This window comes from Spirosoma lacussanchae (genome assembly GCF_005870035.1).
GTDB lineage: Bacteria > Bacteroidota > Bacteroidia > Cytophagales > Spirosomataceae > Spirosoma > Spirosoma lacussanchae.
In genome coordinates, this window is record NZ_SWJG01000001.1 from 2,417,413 (window position 1) to 2,436,975 (window position 19,563).

The following is a 19,563-nucleotide window of genomic DNA, read 5'->3' on the forward strand; positions in this document are numbered from 1 at the left end:
AAAATATTTACTATTTCCCCGGATTTAATTCGCGCTCTTCGTAGGCCAGGCCATACTGCTTGAGCACATCGTCCGGCACGCCGTTCCACTGGTTGGGGGTGTTGCCGACATAGCCCAGGTCCTTGATCCCTATCTGGCTGGTAAAGAAACCGGAAGCCGTCAGGTTACGCATCAGCGTAAAGAACGAAGCCCCCTGCGTCATGTCGGGCTTCGCCAGCGCCGGATAAGCGATCTGCTCGACCATATCGATCTGCTGCGCTTTGGTACACTGGACAAATGGCTTACCGTACCGCTTGGTACAGGTGTTGTCGAGCCAGCGGATACCACCCCGCATGGGGGTCTGGTTCCGGGGTTGATCTTTCATCATGAATTCGATGAAGGCCGGCACCCCCGCCTGCGACGCACTCCCCGACCGTTCATCGGCCGGTATGATAATATCCGACAAGACGGTTACCGTCTGAAGCTCGTGGGGCGTAAAAAACTTCTCCGCCATCAGCTTTGCATCCCGCTCGGCTTCGAACTTCTGCCGGCCACCCGGAATCTTCAGTGGCTTTACATCGGGGGGAGCCGGCACAGCAGCTTCGGTTGGACCAACCGCCAGCCCAAAGCCCGTCAGCGACAACGCTTTTAATGAATCTCTCCGTTTCATAGCGGTCCTGTTAGTAGTTTACTGGTGTCTCGTTTGCCCTGACCCACATTCGTCACCATCCTAGGGTTTCGAACCTGTCGGGTAGCAGACAGCCTGAGAACGATACTCAGGTCTGGCCTGCTACCGGCAACGAAAACTCCGCAAACCGGTTCTGTTAAATATTTTTCTTTTTAACCTGATCGATCAAATACTCCGAGGTGCGCATCGAACTGGCCAGGATGGTCCAGGTTACGTTTTTATCCCCCTGCGACGGGAACGCGGCCGCATCGACCACGAACAGGTTTTTCACGTCGTGCGCCTGCTGAAACTTGTTGAGGGCCGACGTTTTCGGGTCGTTCCCCATGCGGGATGTACCGACTTCGTGGATGATCTTGCCGGGTGCTTCCAGTCCGTAGCTGTTTTCGGCACCGGGTTTTTCGCCCAGAGCTATCCCCCCCATGGAATGAATAATTTCCTCGAAGGTATCCTGCATGTGTTTGGCCTGCTTCACTTCATAATCAGACCATTTGTAGTTAAACCGCAGTACAGGAATACCGTATTTATCTACCACGTTGGGGTCGATTTCGCAGTAATTACTTTCGAGCGGTACCGGCTCTCCCCGGCCGGCCATACCGACGTAGGCGCCGTAGAACCGGCGGTAGTCATCTTTCAGCCCGGCGCCGTACCCGCCCCCCGGTTTCTTGCTGCCATCGCGGGCGGCAATCATACCGTTCAGCGCTTCAACGCCCCAGCCAAATCCATAGGCAGGCATTCCCATGCCACCCCAGTATTCGATATGGTACCCCCTTGGGAAGTCCAGCTTCTTGTTATCCAGCCACCAGGGCGTAAACACGTGCATCCCCCCTACGCCGTCTTCGTTGTAGCGTTTCCGATCCATCAGGGCCGGTACGAATGCTGAACGGCTGGCCCCGGTAGAGTCGTTGATGTATTTACCAACCACACCACTGCTGTTGGCGAGTCCCGTCGGGAACCGGCTCGACTTGGAGTTCAGCAGCAACCGGGCCGTTTCGCCCGCACTGGCCGCCAGGACCACCGATTTGGCCTTGATGGTCACTTCCTGCAACGTCTGGGTGTCGACGTAGCTCACGCCCGTACACAGGCCCGTGGCCGGGTCGGTGATCACTTCGCGGACCATGGCTCCATTGATCAGGGTAACATTACCGGTTTTCATGGCCGGTTTTACCAGCACCGATGATGACGAGAAGTCGGCATAGGCCTGACAACCACGACCGCATTGCGCACAGTAAAAGCAAGACCCCCGCTCATCGTTGATGGGCTTGGTCAGCATCGACAGCCGCGACGGGATTACCGGGATTCCGATACTACGGGCGCCTTTCCGGATCATCAGCTCGTGGAGCCGGGGTTTGGGGGCCGGCAGGAAAATACCATCGGGCTCGTTCGGAAAGTTCTCGACTGACCCGAACACGCCGATAAGCCGGTCTACCCGATCGTAAAACGGTTTCAGATCATCGTAGCCGATGGGCCAGTCCTGACCAACGCCAGTCATACTCCGACGCCGAAAATCATCAGGACCGAACCGGAGTGAAATACGTCCCCAGTGGTTAGTCCGCCCGCCAAGCATACGAGACCGAAACCAGTGAAACTCGGTGCCCTTGGCGGTGGTATACGGTTCGCCTTCAATATCCCAGCCGCCCCAGGCGGCATCGAAATCACCGAAGGCCCGCGTGGTACCGGCCCCCCGCCGGGGCGATTCCCATGGCCATTTCAGCTGGGTAATATACTTGGGGTCGGCAGGATCATAATAGCCACCGGCTTCGAGAAGCACGACTTTTGCCCCGGCTTTTGCCAGTGTATAAGCCGCCATACCCCCCCCAGCGCCGGAGCCAACAATGGCTACGTCAAACTGCGTGGGGGGTTTCTGAATCTGAAATGGGTCCATACAAGGGTTGTACGTTAATTCGGTTAAGTCCCGAAAGTAATTTTTACTTTTAAAGAAAGGAAACAATCAACCAGAATTACCCAACATAAGTCCGTTTAATAGAGAAATGGGGAGCTGGTAAACGAGATGAATGCCTGCCGGTTCCATACTAGAAGGTTCACTCGTATACACAACAACGCTATGAAAAAGACGCTCGTAATGATGCTCGTTGCGGCAACCCTGGGGTTACAGGCCTGCAACGAAAACAAAAAAGACAGTACCGACAGTGTTGAAAACGCCCACGATGCCAACGACACTAAAGAACAGGCCGGCACTGGTCAGGCTGATGATGATAACGACTTTGCGGTGAAAGCCGCTAATGGGGGTATGCTCGAAATGGAACTGGCCCGTATGGCCCGTGAGAAAGCCCAAAGCAACGACGTTAAGGAGTTTGCCGCCATGATGCTAAAAGACCACCAGATGGCTCACGATGAGCTAAAGACACTGGCCGGGCAGAAAAACATCACCCTGCCCGCCCGACTCGGCGATGACGAGCAGAAACACGTGGATGAGCTGGCTAAACTGACCGGCGCTGAATTTGACAAAAAATACGTAGAGCTTATGGTCGATGACCACGAAGAAGACGTAAAACTGTTCAAAGAGGCTGCCGATGATGCTAAAGATGCCGACGTCAAAGCCTTTGCGGCCAAAACACTGCCTACGCTTCAGAAACACCTGGAGCGAATTACCACTATCGATAAGAACATGAAAAACGCCTAGGCCGTGCGAAGCCTAGCGCCCCAAAGGCCGGACCACACGGGTTCCGGCCTTTGGTGTTTTCAGGACAGGGTCCATGTTCTATTTACACAGCAGGCTGGGCTAGCAGGGTCAGCGCGTGTGTACCGTCAACCAGCATCTGCATAGTCGTGGATTCATACACACTCAGATTCGCATTGCGAACCTTTAACATAATGGGTCGAATGGCGCAGGTTTCTTCATCCTCACAGTCGTCGCAGCGGACGTAGAAATTCAATGACACACAAGGAGTGGGCGCAATAGGCCCGTCAATGATGCGCACGACTTGAGCCAGGGTAATCCGTTCGGGCTCGACCCGGAGCATGTATCCCCCTCCTTTTCCTTTCTGACTTTGCAGAATACCATGATTTCGCAACTCCAGGAGTATGGTCTCCAGAAATTTTTGCGGAATCGATTCCTTTTCCGCAATCGATGCAATCAGCACCGGTCCGTTGCCGTACGCAGCTGCCAGTGCTTTGAGGGCCTTGATGGCATATTTCGCTTTTTTCGAGATCATACGTGCTTAGGTTAACGTTGCAAGCCTATAGACTACCAGAACTAGTCTGTTTGTCCTATAAATTTTGTGCACTATTTTGAAAAATAAAAATTTTGACCGGTTTCTTTTCCTAAAAGCGAGCTTCCTCTACACTCGTTTCCGGCCCGTTCAGCTTACTCCCTGTGGCTGACCTACTTGGTACAACCTCTACTTTTTTTATGAGCAATCGTACTAGCCAATACACCTAAAACCCGATAGAGTATTACATAACCACTTGACAATCATTTTTTTAACTTTTTCTTGCAGAACTAAACTTCACACCTCAATTTTGCTGTCAGTAGTTCGGTTCCGCCACTGCCCACTCCAGACAAGTCAGTCTACACACTGGCTTCTTTATTTTAAAGATCAATCTATTAAATATATAGATTAAGAATGAAAATAAAGAAGCGTCACTGATTATCAATCATTCACTTTATGCAACCAATTTTATGAAAGCAACTTTAGGTGCATTGACCGGTACCCTGCTCTTGGGTACAGTTGCCTTAGCGCAAACGCCGGTTTCGTTGCCTGCCGGCCAGTACCGGGGCGAATTTCAAACCTCCTCGGGAGCCATACCGTTTAACTTCGAGGTGCAGGTCAGAGAAAATGCAGCGGTAACTGTCTACCTGCTGAACGCAAACGAGCGGGAAGAACTGACGGGCACTCATGCCGAAGGCGATTCAATCATCATTCCCATTCCTCTCTACGATGCCAGCCTTCGTTTCAAACGCTCGGGTCAGCTGTTGACAGGTATCTACCGGGCTAGTCAGGGACGAGCCATCCCCGTAACGGCCGCGCACGGGCGTTCGGACCGATTCGATGAAGGGGCTGCCCCGACCATTAGCCTGACCGGAAAATGGGAAATTGGCATCCAGCGAAATCCAAACGACCCAAACGACGTCAATCAGACCGTGGGCGTTTTTACCCAAACCGGCAGCCGCGTAACCGGAACCATTCTGACAACGACTGGGGACTATCGGTATCTCGACGGACAGGTTACTGGCAATGAGTTCAGACTTTCGGCGTTCAGCGGATCATCGCCTTCGGTTTTTCAGGGCAACGTCCAGCCTGACGGCAGCCTGACCGGTGCGTTTCGCTACATCCGGGGCACCATCCCGGTAACGGGCAAAAAGAATGATGCGGCCAAACTACCTGATCTCTACAGCCTCACCCAGCTGAAACCAGGATATAACCAACTTGCTTTCACTTTCCCCGACCTGAACGGGAAACCGGTTTCGCTTACCGACGCAAAATACAAGGGCAAAGTTGTAGTGGTTACCATACTGGGCAGCTGGTGCCCCAACTGCATTGACGAAGCGGCTTTTCTGGCGCCCTGGTATAAAGCCAACCGGCAGCGGGGTGTCGAAATTATCGGACTGGCCTTTGAACGGAAGAATGATCTCACGTTCGCCAGGACTGCCCTCTCCCGGCTCATCAACCGGTTTGATGTGCAATATGACATCCTGTTTGCGGGACTGGCCGACAAACAAGCGGCTTCCGACGCCCTCCCCGCTCTGAATAAAGTACTGGCCTTCCCGACAACGATTATACTGGATCGTCAGGGTAAGGTAGCGCAGATTCATACGGGGTACACGGGTCCGGCTACCGGTAGCTATTATGATGCCTACGTAGCTGAATTTAACCAGACGATCGACAAACTCTTGAAAAACGAACCGGTCCCGGCGGCAACCGGCGGCCGCTAACTGACGCTGACTGAATCGGCGGCAACCGATTCGATCAGCTTATTACCAGGCCCTGGCAGGCCAGTTTTCACGTAACCATAGTTTATACCATGTTTAAATTTCTATCGGCGTGGGTAGTCGGCTGGCTACTCCTGACCAGTACTGTACTGGCCCAATCTGGCGGGTCCCCGCAAACCCGCCTATCTGGCACTGTTCAAACAGAAGACGGAGAACGCCTGCCCGGCGTGACCATTGCGGTTAAAGGCACCAATCAGGGTACGTCGACGGATGCCGAGGGGCGCTTCTCACTGGCCCTTACCCAGGCAAACAGTCTCCTGATCGTCAGCGCCATTGGCTACGTCACCCAGGAAGTCAGAGCGACAGGTGAGGTCTTAACAATCCGGCTACAGAATGACATACGTCAATTGTCGGAGATCGTAGTGACGGGCTATGGCGAACAGAGCCGAAAGTCACTGACCAGTGCTATCTCGACCGTAAAAGGTGATGATCTGAAAGACATTCCCGTTGCGAGCCCCGATCAGCTTCTGCAGGGCCGTGCCCCGGGGGTGCAGGTACAGGCCAACTCGGGCGTGCCGGGGGGTGGCATTTTTATCCGGGTACGGGGTACCAACTCGGTCAATGCCGGCAACGATCCGCTGTATGTGGTTGACGGGGTGTTCATCAACAACACCAACCTGGTAGCCACTGGACTCGGCAACCAGGTCCCTTCTAATCCGCTGGCAGACCTGAATCCGGCCGATATCGGATCCATCGAGATTCTTAAAGACGCTAATGCCACGTCCATTTACGGATCGCGTGGGGCCAACGGGGTTGTCCTGATCACCACCAAACGCGGCAAATCAGGTAAAACCCGGCTCACTTTCGACACGTACCAGGGCTGGTCGAAAGCGCCGAAGCTCTTCGAAACAGTAACCGGTCAGCAACTGGCCGAACTGGAAAATGAACGCTTCATCAACGACGGCGGAAACCCGGCCAATGTCCCCTACCGCGCTGTAGCGGACGGCGGCCTGGGTCTACCGCAGCAACAGCCCACCTTTGACCGGATCAACGATCTGTTCCGGACGGCCCGCACGGCTAACTATGAACTGGCGGCCTCGGGCGGTACCGACAAAACGCAGTTTTATATTGGAGGAGGTTATTTCAGGCAGGAATCAATCGTTCGACCGACCAATTTTGAACGGTACAGCCTGCGCATCAACCTCGACAATCAGGTAAACGACCGGCTCAAGATCGGGACCAGCACAACCCTGGCCCGCACCATCCGGAATGTCAGCAGCAACGACAACAATCCGGCGGGGGTTATCAATTCAGCCCTGTTTCCCCGCTCCAACCTGCCCGTCTTTAACGCGGATGGCTCGTATGCCAAATACGGCAACTTTGATAACCACTTGGCTCTCATCAATAACCTGAACAACAACGCGGTAGGGTCGCGCATCATCAGCAATTTGTTCGGTGTCTACGACTTTTCTCCGCATCTGAGCCTGCGCAGCAGCTGGAGCATCGATTTCAACGACATGTACGAGAACAATTACAATAATACGCTGTTGCTGGCGGGGCAACCCCGCGGTACGGCTACGTCGTTTCTCTCGCGCGATGTCACCCTGTTGAATGAGCAAGTGCTGACTTACCGACAAACCTTTGCGGATCAGCATTCCGTACAGGTTCTGGTTGGCAACACCCTTCAGCAGAATACCTTTCAGCGCACCACCCTGAGCGGACAGCAGTTTCCGTCAAACGATCTGCAAACCATTGCGTCATCAGCCACCCAAACCGGCTCATCGAGCCGCTCGAAAGCCGGGCTAGTTTCGTTCTTCGGCAAGGCCAACTACAACTTCCGGGATCGCTACTCACTCGATGCCAGCCTGCGGGCCGATGCATCGTCCCGGTTCGGAGTATCCCGGCGCTGGGGCTACTTTCCCTCCGTTGGCCTGGGCTGGCGGGTGTCGGAAGAAGATTTTCTGCGCAATTTGAATGCCTTCGATGAACTAAAGCTCCGGGCCAGCTGGGGGCTGACCGGCAACCAGGCTGGTATTAGCGACTTCGCATCGCTGGGCCTGTGGCAGGGTGGAGCCAACTACCTCGATTTACCCGGTACGGCTCCCCTGCAACTGGCCAATCCGGACCTGAGCTGGGAAACGACCCGTCAGTGGAACATCGGGCTCGATGCAGCCGTGCTGAAACGGCGGCTGGCTCTGGAAGTCAATTACTACGACAAATACACCTATGGGCTGCTGCTGAATGTTCCCGTACCCCGCAAGCTTGGCTACTCCTCGGTGATTCAGAACTTCGGCGCCGTCAGTAACAAAGGCATTGAGTTTCAGGTAACCGCCAACTGGATTAACCGGCGAGACCTGAGCTGGAGTAGTTCGTTTAACCTGGCCCGGAACATCAACCGCATCGAAAAGCTAGCGGCTCCCATCACTACCGGCTCGCGGGATATTTTCCGGCTCGAAGAAGGCGCTTCCTTATACTCGTTCTGGCTATATCGGCAAACGAGGGTCAATCCTGAAACCGGTAATGCCGAGTACCAGGACGTCAACAACGACGGGGCCATCACCGTGGCTGACCGGCAGCTGGTTGGCAATGCCTGGCCAAACTTTTTCGGCGGCTTCTCCAATACCCTTGCCTACAAAGGGTTCGACCTGGGCCTCAACCTATACGTTGAACAGGGGGCCAAAATCATGAATATGAACCGGTTCTTTCTGGTCCACGGCGGCACGCAGCGAAACATTGGCTACTACCCGGATCAGCTCAACCGCTGGCAGCAGCGGGGCGACCAGACCTCTATTCCGAGGCTCACCACCGATCCCAACAACAACAATTACGGGGGCGTTGTGCAGAACCTGAGCGACCGCTACCTCGAAGACGGCTCGTTCATCCGGCTACGTACACTGTCGCTGGGATATCGGCTACCGGCTCCGCTCTTGACCCGGCTCCGGCTGGCTTCCGTACGGGCTTATATACAGGCCACCAACCTCTTTACCATTACCCCCTACTCGGGCCTCGACCCTGAGGTAAACTCGCAAAGCAACGTAGCCAATACCAAAAACTTCGACTGGGCCACCGTACCCCAGCCCCGTACCATTCAGGCCGGGCTAACCATTGGTCTGTAGCCACTTTCTCGAGCAATACCATGAAGTACATTCACGCTTTTTTTATCCTGTTTCTGCTGGCTTCCTGCGATACGCTCGATGTTCAGCCTTTTCAGCAGCTTCCCGATAGCCGGGCTATCAACGATGCAGGCAGCGCACGGGCGGCTCTGCTCGGCACCTACAGTAGTGTCCAGAACTATTACCAGCTAAACTTTCCGGTGCTGGGCTATTTGCCCGGCGACAATGTTCGCTTCAACGGGACGCTGAACCAGTTTAACCAGATCGATCAGAACGCCCTGAGCGCCGACAATGTGATCATCACCGAAACCTGGACCCAGATTTATCAGGCGATCAATTCGGCTAACAACGTGATTGCGGCTCTGCCCGGCCTGACCGATCCACTGCTGACAGCCACCGAAAAAAACCAGCTGCTGGGGGAGGCTTATTTTGTCCGGGCCCTGGGGTATTTCGACCTTGGCCGTGGCTGGGGTGGCGTACCGCTCGTGTTGAAACCGACCCGCTCCGCAGCCGATGGACAGGGCATCAAACGCAGCACACTGGCACAAACCTATGACCAGGTTCTTGCCGATTTGATCGAAGCCGAACGTTTACTGCCCGACGGCACAACGAGAAACCGGGCGGTGAAAAATACAGCCCGGGCGCTGCGGGCCCGGCTGCACCTGTACCGGGGGCAGTGGACCGAGGCTGAGAATTACGCGACCCAGGTACTGGCCAGCGCAGCCTATCGGCTGGTTACTCCCTACCGGGCCTTCTCGGCAGCCCCCTTCGGCAGTACAGAGTCAGTGCTGGAGCTCACCTACAGCATTGCCGACCAGAACAGCCAGTGGAACAACTGGTTCCCGAGTGCATTGGGCGGTCAGTATACCCTTCAGCCGACGCCTGAGTTTACGACACTGGTTAACCGCGCCGATGTTGGTGGAAACCGTAATTCCCTACTGGCTACCGTGCGGGTTGGAACAACAGATTTTGTGTATGGAAACCTGTATAACCGGGCTGCCCAGCGCGACGATCCGGCCTACATTATCCGAGTGGCTGAATTGTATCTGATCCGGGCCGAGGCCCGTGCCCGCCAGGACAAGCTCACCGATGGGCTAGCCGATCTGAACGCCATCCGAAGCCGGGCGGGCCTCTCGGCCGTAACCGTAACAAGCCAGTCGAACCTGCTCCTGGCCATCGAGAACGAACGGCGGATTGAGTTTGCCTTCGAAGCCCACCGCTGGTTCGACCTGGTCCGCACCGGGCGGGCGGGTGAGGTGCTCGGCCTGACGGATCAACGCAAATGGGTATTCCCCATTCCGTTCAACGACATTGCCGCCGACCCCGACCTGATACAGAACCCCGGCTATTAGCAGCCAGGGACAGAACGGACAAATACCCGGCGATAATCGCGGTTTAATGAATCAGAACCCCGATTTGGGTGTTGTCTCGCAAACGAAATACAGACTATGAGTAACCCGCAAAAACCCATTGGCATCTATTATGAACACCCCGACTGGTTCAAGCCGCTGTTTGCCGAGCTAGACCGCCGGGCCATTCCCTACGAACGCATCGACGCGGCTCATCACCGCTACGATCCGTCCGAGTCGGAAAGCCCGTATGCACTGGTCGTGAACCGGATGAGTTCATCGGCTTACCTGCGCGGCAACGGACAGGGCATCTTCCATACGGCGGGCTATCTGACCCATCTGGAGCGTATCGGCGTTCGGGTGGTCAACGGTACGGTGGCCACCAGCATCGAAACGAACAAAGCCCGTCAGCTGGCGTTGCTGGCCTCGCTGGATCTCCGCTTCCCCAAAAGCTTCGTGGTCAACCATGTGTCGCAGATACCGAAAGCAGCCGCCCAGCTCCGGGTTCCGCTGGTCGTGAAGGTGAATATCGGCGGGGCCGGGGCGGGGATTGTCCGTTTCGATACGCCCGATGGGTTACAGGCTGCCATTGAGGCTGACCAGATTGACCTGGGAATCGACCAGACGGCCCTGGTGCAGGAATACATTCAGCCACGGGGTGGGCATATTGTACGCGTAGAGACGCTGAATGGTAAATTTCTGTACGCCATGAAGGTTTTCACCACGGGCGAGAGCTTCAACCTCTGTCCGGCCGAGATCTGCGCCATTCCCGAAGCGCCTTCGGCTGATTTTTGCCTGACCGAAGCGCCCAAAAAAGGAATTCAGGTAGAAGCCTACACGCCCCCGGCCGAGATCATCGCCCAGGTGGAGCAGATTGCCCGGGCGGCTCACATGGACGTGGGCGGGGTCGAATACCTGATCGACGACCAGACCGGAGAGGTGCTTTTCTACGACATTAACGCTCTCTCCAACTTCGTCGCCGATGCCGTGAACGTAGTGGGTTTCGACCCCTACGCCCGCTTCGTCGATTACCTGGAAACGCAACTGGCGACTTTACCGACCGACGCACCGACAGTCCCGATTTTAGAGACAGCATCCGTTTAACCCCATTACTATGAAATTTGGCTACTGGCTACCCGTTTTTGGCGGGTGGCTTCGCAACATCGACGACGAGCAGATGCGCCCCGACTGGACCTATGTCAAAAACCTGGCCCAGCGGTCAGAAGACTGGGGCTACGACCTGACGCTGATTGCCGAACTGAACCTGAATGACATAAAAGGCGAAGAGGCCCCTTCGCTCGATGCCTGGTCGACGGCTGCTGCGCTGGCGGCCGTTACGAACCGCATCGAACTGATGGTCGCGGTTCGGCCAACTTTTCACCAGCCCGCCCTGCTGGCCAAACAAGCCGCCAATATCGACCACATCAGCGGAGGCCGGCTAACCCTCAACGTCGTATCCTCGTGGTGGCAGGACGAAGCGCGTAAATACGGGGTTCATTTTGAACAGCACGACGACCGCTATGCGCGCACTGCCGAATGGCTGCACGTGGTCGACAACCTCTGGAAACAGGATCATTTTTCGTTTACCGGCAATTACTACCGGGTAGAGGACTCGATCCTGCAACCCAAACCGATCTCCTCGCCCCGGCCGTTCATCTACGCTGGCGGTGAGTCCGAAGCGGCCAAAAACATGATTGCCAGCCTCTGCGACGGGTATGTGATGCACGGCGACGAGCCAGCCGCTATCGGCCGCCGGATCAACGACCTCCGCGAACGGCGCGCGCGGCTACGACCCGAGCTGCCGCCCATGAAGTTCGGCGTGGCGGGCTACTCGATTGTTCGTAATACCGAAGCCGAGGTGAAGCGCGAGATCGACCGCATCACCAATGTACAGCACTCATCGGCTGGCTACAAAAACTACCAGCAGTGGCTGGCCGGCACCCAGCTGGAAAAGCAGCCTTCGCTGGCCGACTATTCGGTATCGAATCGGGGCCTGCGGTCGGGCCTGACCGGCGTGCCAGACCAGGTTGCCGAGCAGGTAGCGGCCTTCGAAGCCGTTGGGGTCGACTTTCTGCTACTGCAGTGCAGTCCGCAACTAGAAGAGATGGAACGGTTCTCCGAAGCCGTCATTCGCGTCATCGCCTGATTTTTCCGGCCCGGCACCAGTTTGGCCGGTGCCGGGCCACCCAACCTCACCTGATAAGCTACCCACTATGCGCAAACCGTACCTACTGGCCATGGCCTTACTGGGCTCACTGTCGGTCACCCAACCGACCATCGCCCAGAGCAGCTATTACTTCGCCGATCACAAAGCCGCCTTCGACCCGGCCATTCCGACCCCCGAGCAGTTTCTGGGCTACCCTATCGGCTCCCATTTTACCCGCTACGACCGCATTGTCGATTACCTCAAGGAACTGGATCGACTCTCGGACAAAGTCAGCCTGCAGTCTATCGGCAAAACCTACGAAGAGCGGCCGCAGGTGATTGCCTTTTTCACCTCGGCCTCCAACCAGAAAAATCTGGAATCGATCCGGCAGCAGCACCTGCAACTGGCCGATCCCAAAGCCAGCACTCCCAGCTATGCCGCGCTGCCGGTTGTTGTTCACCTGGCCTATACCGTACACGGCAACGAAAGCTCGAGCAGCGAAGCCGCTCTGCTGACGGCCTATTACCTGACGGCCTCGACTAGCCCCGACGTAGCCCGCTGGCTCAGCGAAGCCGTCGTTACCCTCGACCCTGCCGAAAACCCCGATGGCCGCGACCGGGCCACGCAATGGTTCAACCAGCACAAATCGTTTCCGCCGGTGACCGACCCCCTCGACCGCGAGCACAATGAAGGCTGGCCCAACGGTCGGTTCAACCATTACCTCAACGACCTCAACCGCGACTGGCTGCCGCTGGCCCACATAGAGAGCCGCAACCGGATGACGTTCCACCAGGACTGGCTCCCGAACGTGATGATCGATTTTCACGAAATGGGTACCAGCAGTACGTATTACTTCGAACCTTCGAAACCCTTCAGTACGGAAAACGACTTGATCCCCCGGGCCACCTACGACGTGCTGAACGTGCGACTGGCCCGATATTTTGCGCGGGCTCTCGACGGCATCGGTTCACTCTACTGGACCAAAGAGCAGTTTGACAACCTGTCGCCCATTTATGGATCGACCTATCCCGATTTTACGGGGGGCGTGGGGGTTACCTTCGAAGTGGGCAGTTCGCGAGGGCTGGCGCAGGAAGGCAGCAACGGGGTCGTCACATTTCCGTTCACGATCCGCAATCACCTGCGTACGGGACTGGCTGCGGTACAGGGCGCCGTTGAGGAGAAAGAACTATATCTGCGGCATCAGCGCGACTTTTTTGCGTCTGCCCTGACCGATGCGCAGAAGTTCCCTACCAAATCCTATGTTTTCGGGGCTGCCGCCGACCCGAACCTGACTAACCGCTTCGCCGATCTGCTTCTGCGGCATAACATCCGCTTTTACGACCTGAAACAGACAACAACGGCGGGCGGCAGAACCTTCGAGCCCGGCCGCGCCTATGTGGTGCCTACCGCTCAGCCGAACTACCGGCTGGTCCACTCCATTTTTGAGGAGGTAACGACATTCCACGACAGTGTTTTTTACGACGTTACGGGCTGGTCACTGATTCATGGCTATGGACTCCCCTACGCCAAGCTCAAAGACGCGGCCCTGGCAACCGGCGAACCGATCAAGACGCTCAAACCCGTGCAGGGGGGGCTGGCAGGCGGCCCGTCACCCTACGCGTATCTGCTGAACTGGTCAGACTACCATTCGTCGAAGGCGCTGACGGCGCTGCAACAGGCCGGTGTACTGACCAAAGTAGCGCTGAAGTCCTTCAGTATTAACCCACCGAGCCGTCCGGGCGGTTCGGGCGCTCAGTCGCTTCCCCGGGAGTCGATGCAGACCGATTTCCAGGCGGGCTCGATCGTCATTCCAGTAGCCGGTCAGAAGCTTACGGCCGACTCACTCGTCAGCCTGCTGAGCAGCGTTGGCCAGCGGACGGGCGTCACCTTTACCGGGGTTTCGACTGGTTTCAACGCCAAAGGTATTGACCTGGGCAGCAACAACATCCGGGCACTGCGCAAGCCGGAGGTAGCGCTGCTGGCCGGACCCGGCGTGAACCCGTCCGAAGCTGGCGAAGTCTGGTTTTTGCTCAGTGATCAGCTGAATCTGCCGGTCAGCAAGCTCGATCCCGGCAACCTGAACCGGGTCGACTGGAACCGGTACAACACGGTGGTGCTGGTAGGTGGTCAATACAACAGCCTCGACAAATCGCTGGTGAGCAAGCTGAAAAGCTGGGTAGAGAACGGCGGAACCCTGATCACGACCAAAACCGCTTCTGAGTGGGCGGTCAGGCAGGGGCTCACCCGCGAAAACCTGCTGGCATCGGCCCGGCCCGATACGACCCGTTCAACCGAACGAGCTGATTTTGGCCGCGTAGCCGAACGGGAAGGCACTAAAGCCGTTGCCGGATCTATCTACACGGCCGACCTCGACATCACCCATCCTATTGGTTTCGGGCTGTCGGACCGGAAGATCTTTGTGTTCCGCAACGGGACCACCCTACTCAAATCAGGCAGCAGTCCGTACAACACCGTGGCTAAATACAGCCCGAATTCGCTCGTAAGTGGCTATGTCTCCAAAGACAACCTGAAAAAGATCAACAACTCGGCGGCCATCGTGGTGAGTCCGGAGGGACAGGGTCGGGTAGTACTTTTTGCCGATAACCCGGCGTTCCGCTCTTACTGGCACGGTACGTCGCGTTTGTTTCTGAACGCCGTACTCTTTGGCCCACTGGTGAACACACCCGTTGGCCTGCCCATCAGCGAAGAAGAGAACTGATTCATCCGCCGGGGGCGTACCATCCATATGTCCCCGGCCCTGCATCGATCCTACTACCCTCTGCTGAACCTGGTCGTTCGGTAGAGGGTAGTCACTGATAGGAGTACCTTTGTTTCGGGGTTTAATCAATCAGCCCGGATAGTCAGCTTCGCCAAACCTGGTACGAAGCCGACAACACCGCCCCGGCGGCTCATCAACATTCTTCAGTATATGCGTATAAAATCGCTTGCCCTGCTTCGGCAGGAAGCCGCCGAAAGCGGAGAGCAGACCCTCAAACGCTCGCTGGGCGCGTTCAATCTCGTTGCTATCGGCATCGGTGTCATCATCGGCGCCGGCCTGTTTTCTCTGACGGGTATCGCTGCGGCCAATCATGCCGGCCCGGCCGTTACCCTTTCCTTTGTTGTTGCCGCTGTAGGCTGTGCCTTCAGTGCGCTCTGTTATGCCGAATTTGCGGCCATGGTACCCGTGGCCGGCAGTGCCTATACCTACGCCTACGCCACCCTGGGCGAGCTGTTTGCCTGGATTATCGGCTGGGATCTGGTTCTCGAATATTCGGTCGGAGCCGCTACGGTGGCCATTAGCTGGTCGCAGTACCTGAACCGGTTTCTCGGCACCTTCGGGTTACATCTGCCTCCTCAGCTGATGCTTTCGCCGTTCGAAACCGCTACCGGAGCCGATGGGTCGGTAGTATCGGGCCTGGTCAACCTGCCCGCCGTGCTGATCGTGGTGGTGATCACCAGCATTATCGTGCGCGGCACCTCGGGGTCGGCCCTGTTCAACGCCATCGTGGTCGTACTGAAGGTGCTGGTGGTCCTGGTCTTCATTGCCATTGGCTGGAACTACATCGACCCCGCCAACTATCAGCCCTACATACCCGCCAACACCGGAACGTTCGGCGAGTACGGCTGGAGTGGAGTACTACGCGGAGCGGGTGTCGTTTTCTTTGTCTTTATTGGCTTCGACATTGTAGCGACCATGGCGCAGGAAGCCCGTAACCCGCAGCGCGACATGCCCATCGGTATCATTGGTTCGCTGGTTGTCTGTACCATTCTGTTCGTGGTTTTTGGCTATGTCATGACGGGGATGGCCAACTATACCGAGTTTAAAGACAGCGCGGCCCCCGTGGCCATCGCCATCGACAAAACCCCTTACCCCTGGCTGGGCCAGCTGATTATCGGCGCTATTCTGATCGGATACACCTCGGTCATTCTGGTCGACCTGCTGGGGCAGTCGCGGGTGTTTTTCTCGATGAGCCGCGACGGCCTGCTGCCCAGCGCCTTTTCTCAGGTTCATCCCCGATTCCGTACGCCCTGGAAATCGAACGTGCTGCTCTGTGTATTCATCGGCCTGTTTGCCGGCTTTGTGCCCATTCGGGTAGTGGGTGAAATGACCAGTATCGGTACCCTGCTGGCGTTTGTCATGGTATGCCTGGGCGTCCTGATCCTGCGCAAAAAACAACCCGATGCACCCCGCGCCTTCCGCACGCCCTGGGTGCCGGTGGTACCCATACTCGGCATCATTACCTGCGCCGTCATGATGTTTTCGCTTCCCGGCGATACCTGGCTTCGGCTGATTATCTGGCTGGCCATCGGGCTGGTTATCTACTACACTTATGGCCGTAAACGCAGCAAACTGACGGCAACAGCACCCTGATACGGGCTTTTTAGTATCTTTCGTGATCGGCGGCAGTCCGCCTGCCGCCACCCGACATCAACTCGCTTTATGAAAGGACATCGCATTGCCCTTGCCCTCAGTGTCCAGCTGGGGCTTTTTCAGCTGGCTCCGGCCCAGACTACTCCGCTCACCATTCCTAATGAAGCCCAGCAGGCAGCCCGTCAGGTTCGACCTGAGGCCATCGAAGCGCACATGCGCTACCTGTCCGACGACAAACTGGCGGGTCGCCGACCAGGCACGCCCGGCTTCGAACTGGCGGCTCAGTATGTCGAAAGCCAGTTTAAAACGCTGGGTTTTAAACCCGCCGGCCAGCGCGGCACGTTCCGACAGGCCGTTCCCCTCCGTAAAGCACAGGTTCGGGAAGAAGCCAGCACGATGGCCCTGATTCAGAACGGCCGCGACCAACAGCTTACCTACGGCAAAAACTTTATTCTAAGCCTCAACTTCGGGCAGGCCACCAGCGAGGTATCCGCACCAGTCGTTTTTGTCGGCTTCGGAGTATCGGCTCCGGAGCTGGGTTATGACGATTACGCCGGTATCGACGTGCGGGGTAAGATCGTAGCCTGTTTCAACGGCGCCCCGGCCACCTTTCCATCTAACCAGCGGGCCTATACGGGTTCGGCCAAGCAGGAGATAGCTGCTGCCCGGGGCGCCGTTGGCCTGATAACTTTTAGTTTGCCCACCGATGTGCGGGCGCGGATCGAGTCCAACGCGCCCCGCAACCGACAGGCTATCTACCGCTGGACCGACCCTAAGGGGCAGACCCAGCGCACTTTTCCGCAACTGCGGGTCATCGCGTCGTTGGGCGACTCAACGGCTCGTTCGCTGTTCGCCAATAGTACCAAAAGCTTCGAAGAAGCCCGGCTCGCGGCCAACAAAAGTCAGCCACAGGCTTTTCCGCTCAACCTATCCGTACGCGCCCGTACCCAGACGGACCTCAACGACGGCCTGATCGGCGAAAACATCGTAGGTATGCTCCCGGGCAGCGATCCGAAGCTCCGGAACGAGTATGTCGTTTACGTCTCCCACCTCGACCACCTGGGCGTGGGCCGGGTCGTGAAAGGCGATTCGATCAATAACGGCGCACACGATAATGCATCGGGCGTTTCGATCAACCTGGAAGCAGCCCGGCTGTTTGCATCCCTGCCGAAAAAACCCCGCCGGTCAATCGTGTTCGTGGCCGTAACCGGCGAAGAGATGGGCCTGCTCGGCTCCGACTATTTTGCCAGCAACCCCACCATCCCCAAAGCCAGTATTGTGGCGAATCTCTGCCTCGACATGCCGTTTTTCTTCCATCCGCTGCTCGACATCGTTCCTTATGGTTCTGAGCATTCGAGTATGAAAGGAGCCGTGGACGCAGCGGCCCAGTTTGTCGGGGTAAAAATCGCCAAAGACCCGATTCCCGAACAGGCAGTCTTCATGCGATCGGATCATTTCAGCTTTGTCCGACAGGGTATACCGGCCATCTACATCAAGAGCGGGTCCACCACCGGCGACGACCGCGACGGGACGAAGCTGAACCTCGACTGGCGCGCTACGGTCTACCACACCCCGCAGGATGACATGAACCAGCCCTTCGACTGGAACGCGGCCGCCCGGCATGTTCAGCTCCAGTTCCTGATCGGCTACCTGACCGCCCAGTCCGACAGCCGGCCCGTCTGGAACGAAGGCGACTTTTTCGGCACCAAGTTTGGCACCAACGCGGCTGTCCGGTGAGTCGTTCAGGAGCCAGCCAATCCGGCTTGCTGCGGGGCATCAGTCGGTTCGACTTCATTGCGCTGATCATCAACATTACCATAGGCGCGGGGATTTTGGGCCTGCCAGCCCGGCTGTATGCCCTGGTGGGCACCTGGAGCCTGCTGGCCTATGGCGTCAGTGCGGCCGTGGTTACTCTGATTATCCTTTGTTTTGCCGAGGTCAGTAGCCGATTCAGCGGTACGGGAGGGCCCTATCTGTACAGCCGGATTGCCTTCGGGCCCCTGGTCGGCTTCGAGGTGGGCTGGCTGTTCTGGCTGTCGCGGGTGGCCAGCTTCGCGTCGATCTGCAATCTGTTTGTGAGTTATGCTGCGCTGTTCCGTCCCGAGCTGGCCGAAGGCTGGGAGCGCACCGGGCTAATGACGGCCCTGGTTGCCGGGCTGGCAACGCTGAACTACATCGGCGTACAGCGATCCGCCCGGGTCAACACCATCTTTACGGTCAGCAAGCTGGTCGTGATCGGTACCTTTGCAGTGGTTGGCTTGTTTTTCATCGATCCGGCGGCTTTCCGGTTTGCCGGTGTTCCTGACTATGCCCCTTTCTCGCAGGCGGTTCTGCTACTGATTTTCACCTTCTCCGGCTTCGATGTAGCGGCTATCCCGTCGGGCGAGGTTCAGCAGCCCCAGCGAACCGTTCCGGTGGCGCTGCTGGTGTCGATCGGTACCGTGGCGGTGTTGTTCATGGCCGTACAGGTTGTCTGCATCGGCACCTTGCCGAATCTGGCGCAGTCGGAGCGCCCCCTGTCCGACGCTGCGGGGCAGTTTGTGGGACCGGCCGGGGCGCTGTTCATCACCATAGTTGCCTTATTGACGGCGCTTGGCACACTCCACGCCCTCATGCTGACCGGGCCGAGGCTATTATTTGCGATGGCCGAGCAACAGCAGCTACCCGGCTGGCTCGCCCGCACCCACTCCCGCTTTCGAACCCCTTACGTGGCTATTCTCATCACAGCCATTAGTCAGCTTCTGCTGGCCGTTACCGGTACCTTTCTGTACGCGCTTACTCTCAGTACACTTATACGGCTTTCCTATTTTGCGCTGACCTGTGCGGCCCTCCCCGTTCTTCGTGGGCGTCAGGATGTGCCTTTGGCCCAGTTCCGGGTAGTGGGAGGCTGGTTGGTTTCGGGCGTGGCGGTCCTGTTGTGTGGCTGGCTGCTCAGTAACAGCTCGGGCCGGGAAGCCCGTGATGTAGCCATTGCCGGGGCGGTTGGCCTACTCATCTACTGGCGGATGCGATCGGCCTAATATTT

Annotated in this window: 13 protein-coding genes; 10 read left to right on the top strand and 3 right to left on the bottom strand. The window is 57.0% G+C overall.

Annotation, left to right across the window (positions count from 1 at the left end; translation table 11 throughout):
* Positions 1 to 10: 10 nt before the first annotated feature.
* A complete protein-coding gene (locus tag FBR45_RS10000) occupies positions 11 to 649 on the bottom strand; it encodes a gluconate 2-dehydrogenase subunit 3 family protein (protein WP_138501637.1) in 639 nt (212 codons plus the stop codon).
* A 154-nt stretch (positions 650 to 803) separates the two neighbouring features.
* Positions 804 to 2,549, bottom strand: a complete 1,746-nt coding sequence (locus FBR45_RS10005) for a GMC family oxidoreductase (protein WP_138501639.1) — start codon at positions 2,547 to 2,549, stop codon at positions 804 to 806.
* Positions 2,550 to 2,729: 180 nt separating this feature from the next.
* On the opposite strand from FBR45_RS10005, the gene FBR45_RS10010 reads away from it, so the two are divergent.
* On the top strand, positions 2,730 to 3,308 hold the full coding sequence (locus tag FBR45_RS10010; RefSeq protein WP_138501642.1) for a DUF4142 domain-containing protein: 579 nt from the start codon (positions 2,730 to 2,732) through the stop codon (positions 3,306 to 3,308).
* 82 nt (positions 3,309 to 3,390) lie between these two features.
* On the opposite strand, the gene FBR45_RS10015 is transcribed toward FBR45_RS10010, so the two are convergent.
* Complete coding sequence (locus FBR45_RS10015) at positions 3,391 to 3,840, bottom strand: RrF2 family transcriptional regulator (RefSeq protein ID WP_138501644.1); 450 nt, start codon at positions 3,838 to 3,840, stop codon at positions 3,391 to 3,393.
* A gap of 467 nt (positions 3,841 to 4,307) precedes the next feature.
* Between FBR45_RS10015 and FBR45_RS10020 the strand changes: the two genes are divergently transcribed.
* The 9 genes from FBR45_RS10020 to FBR45_RS10060 all read left to right on the top strand — a co-directional run bounded on the left by FBR45_RS10020 (position 4,308) and on the right by FBR45_RS10060 (position 19,558).
* Positions 4,308 to 5,561 carry a peroxiredoxin family protein gene (locus FBR45_RS10020; RefSeq protein ID WP_138501645.1) on the top strand — a complete coding sequence of 418 codons (1,254 nt, stop codon included), beginning with the start codon at positions 4,308 to 4,310 and terminating at the stop codon, positions 5,559 to 5,561.
* Positions 5,562 to 5,650: 89 nt separating this feature from the next.
* Positions 5,651 to 8,674: a SusC/RagA family TonB-linked outer membrane protein gene (locus FBR45_RS10025; RefSeq protein WP_138501647.1), complete on the top strand. Its 3,024-nt coding sequence runs from the start codon at positions 5,651 to 5,653 to the stop codon at positions 8,672 to 8,674.
* Positions 8,675 to 8,694: 20 nt separating this feature from the next.
* Positions 8,695 to 10,023, top strand: a complete 1,329-nt coding sequence (locus FBR45_RS10030; protein WP_138501649.1) for a RagB/SusD family nutrient uptake outer membrane protein — start codon at positions 8,695 to 8,697, stop codon at positions 10,021 to 10,023.
* A gap of 96 nt (positions 10,024 to 10,119) precedes the next feature.
* The gene (locus FBR45_RS10035; protein WP_138501651.1) at positions 10,120 to 11,124 is read left to right on the top strand and encodes an ATP-grasp domain-containing protein; all 1,005 of its coding nucleotides are present in this window, start codon (positions 10,120 to 10,122) and stop codon (positions 11,122 to 11,124) included.
* Positions 11,125 to 11,134: 10 nt separating this feature from the next.
* On the top strand, positions 11,135 to 12,166 hold the full coding sequence (locus FBR45_RS10040; protein WP_138501653.1) for an LLM class flavin-dependent oxidoreductase: 1,032 nt from the start codon (positions 11,135 to 11,137) through the stop codon (positions 12,164 to 12,166).
* 67 nt (positions 12,167 to 12,233) lie between these two features.
* Complete coding sequence (locus tag FBR45_RS10045) at positions 12,234 to 14,885, top strand: M14 family zinc carboxypeptidase (RefSeq protein ID WP_212748617.1); 2,652 nt, start codon at positions 12,234 to 12,236, stop codon at positions 14,883 to 14,885.
* 210 nt (positions 14,886 to 15,095) lie between these two features.
* Positions 15,096 to 16,538 carry an amino acid permease gene (locus FBR45_RS10050; protein ID WP_138501655.1) on the top strand — a complete coding sequence of 481 codons (1,443 nt, stop codon included), beginning with the start codon at positions 15,096 to 15,098 and terminating at the stop codon, positions 16,536 to 16,538.
* A 69-nt stretch (positions 16,539 to 16,607) separates the two neighbouring features.
* Positions 16,608 to 18,275 (top strand): M28 family metallopeptidase, encoded by a 1,668-nt coding sequence (locus tag FBR45_RS10055; RefSeq protein ID WP_138501657.1) that lies wholly within the window; start codon positions 16,608 to 16,610, stop codon positions 18,273 to 18,275.
* A complete protein-coding gene (locus tag FBR45_RS10060) occupies positions 18,272 to 19,558 on the top strand; it encodes an APC family permease (protein WP_171044862.1) in 1,287 nt (428 codons plus the stop codon). Before FBR45_RS10055 ends, FBR45_RS10060 begins: the two co-directional genes overlap by 4 nt.
* Positions 19,559 to 19,563 lie beyond the last annotated feature (5 nt).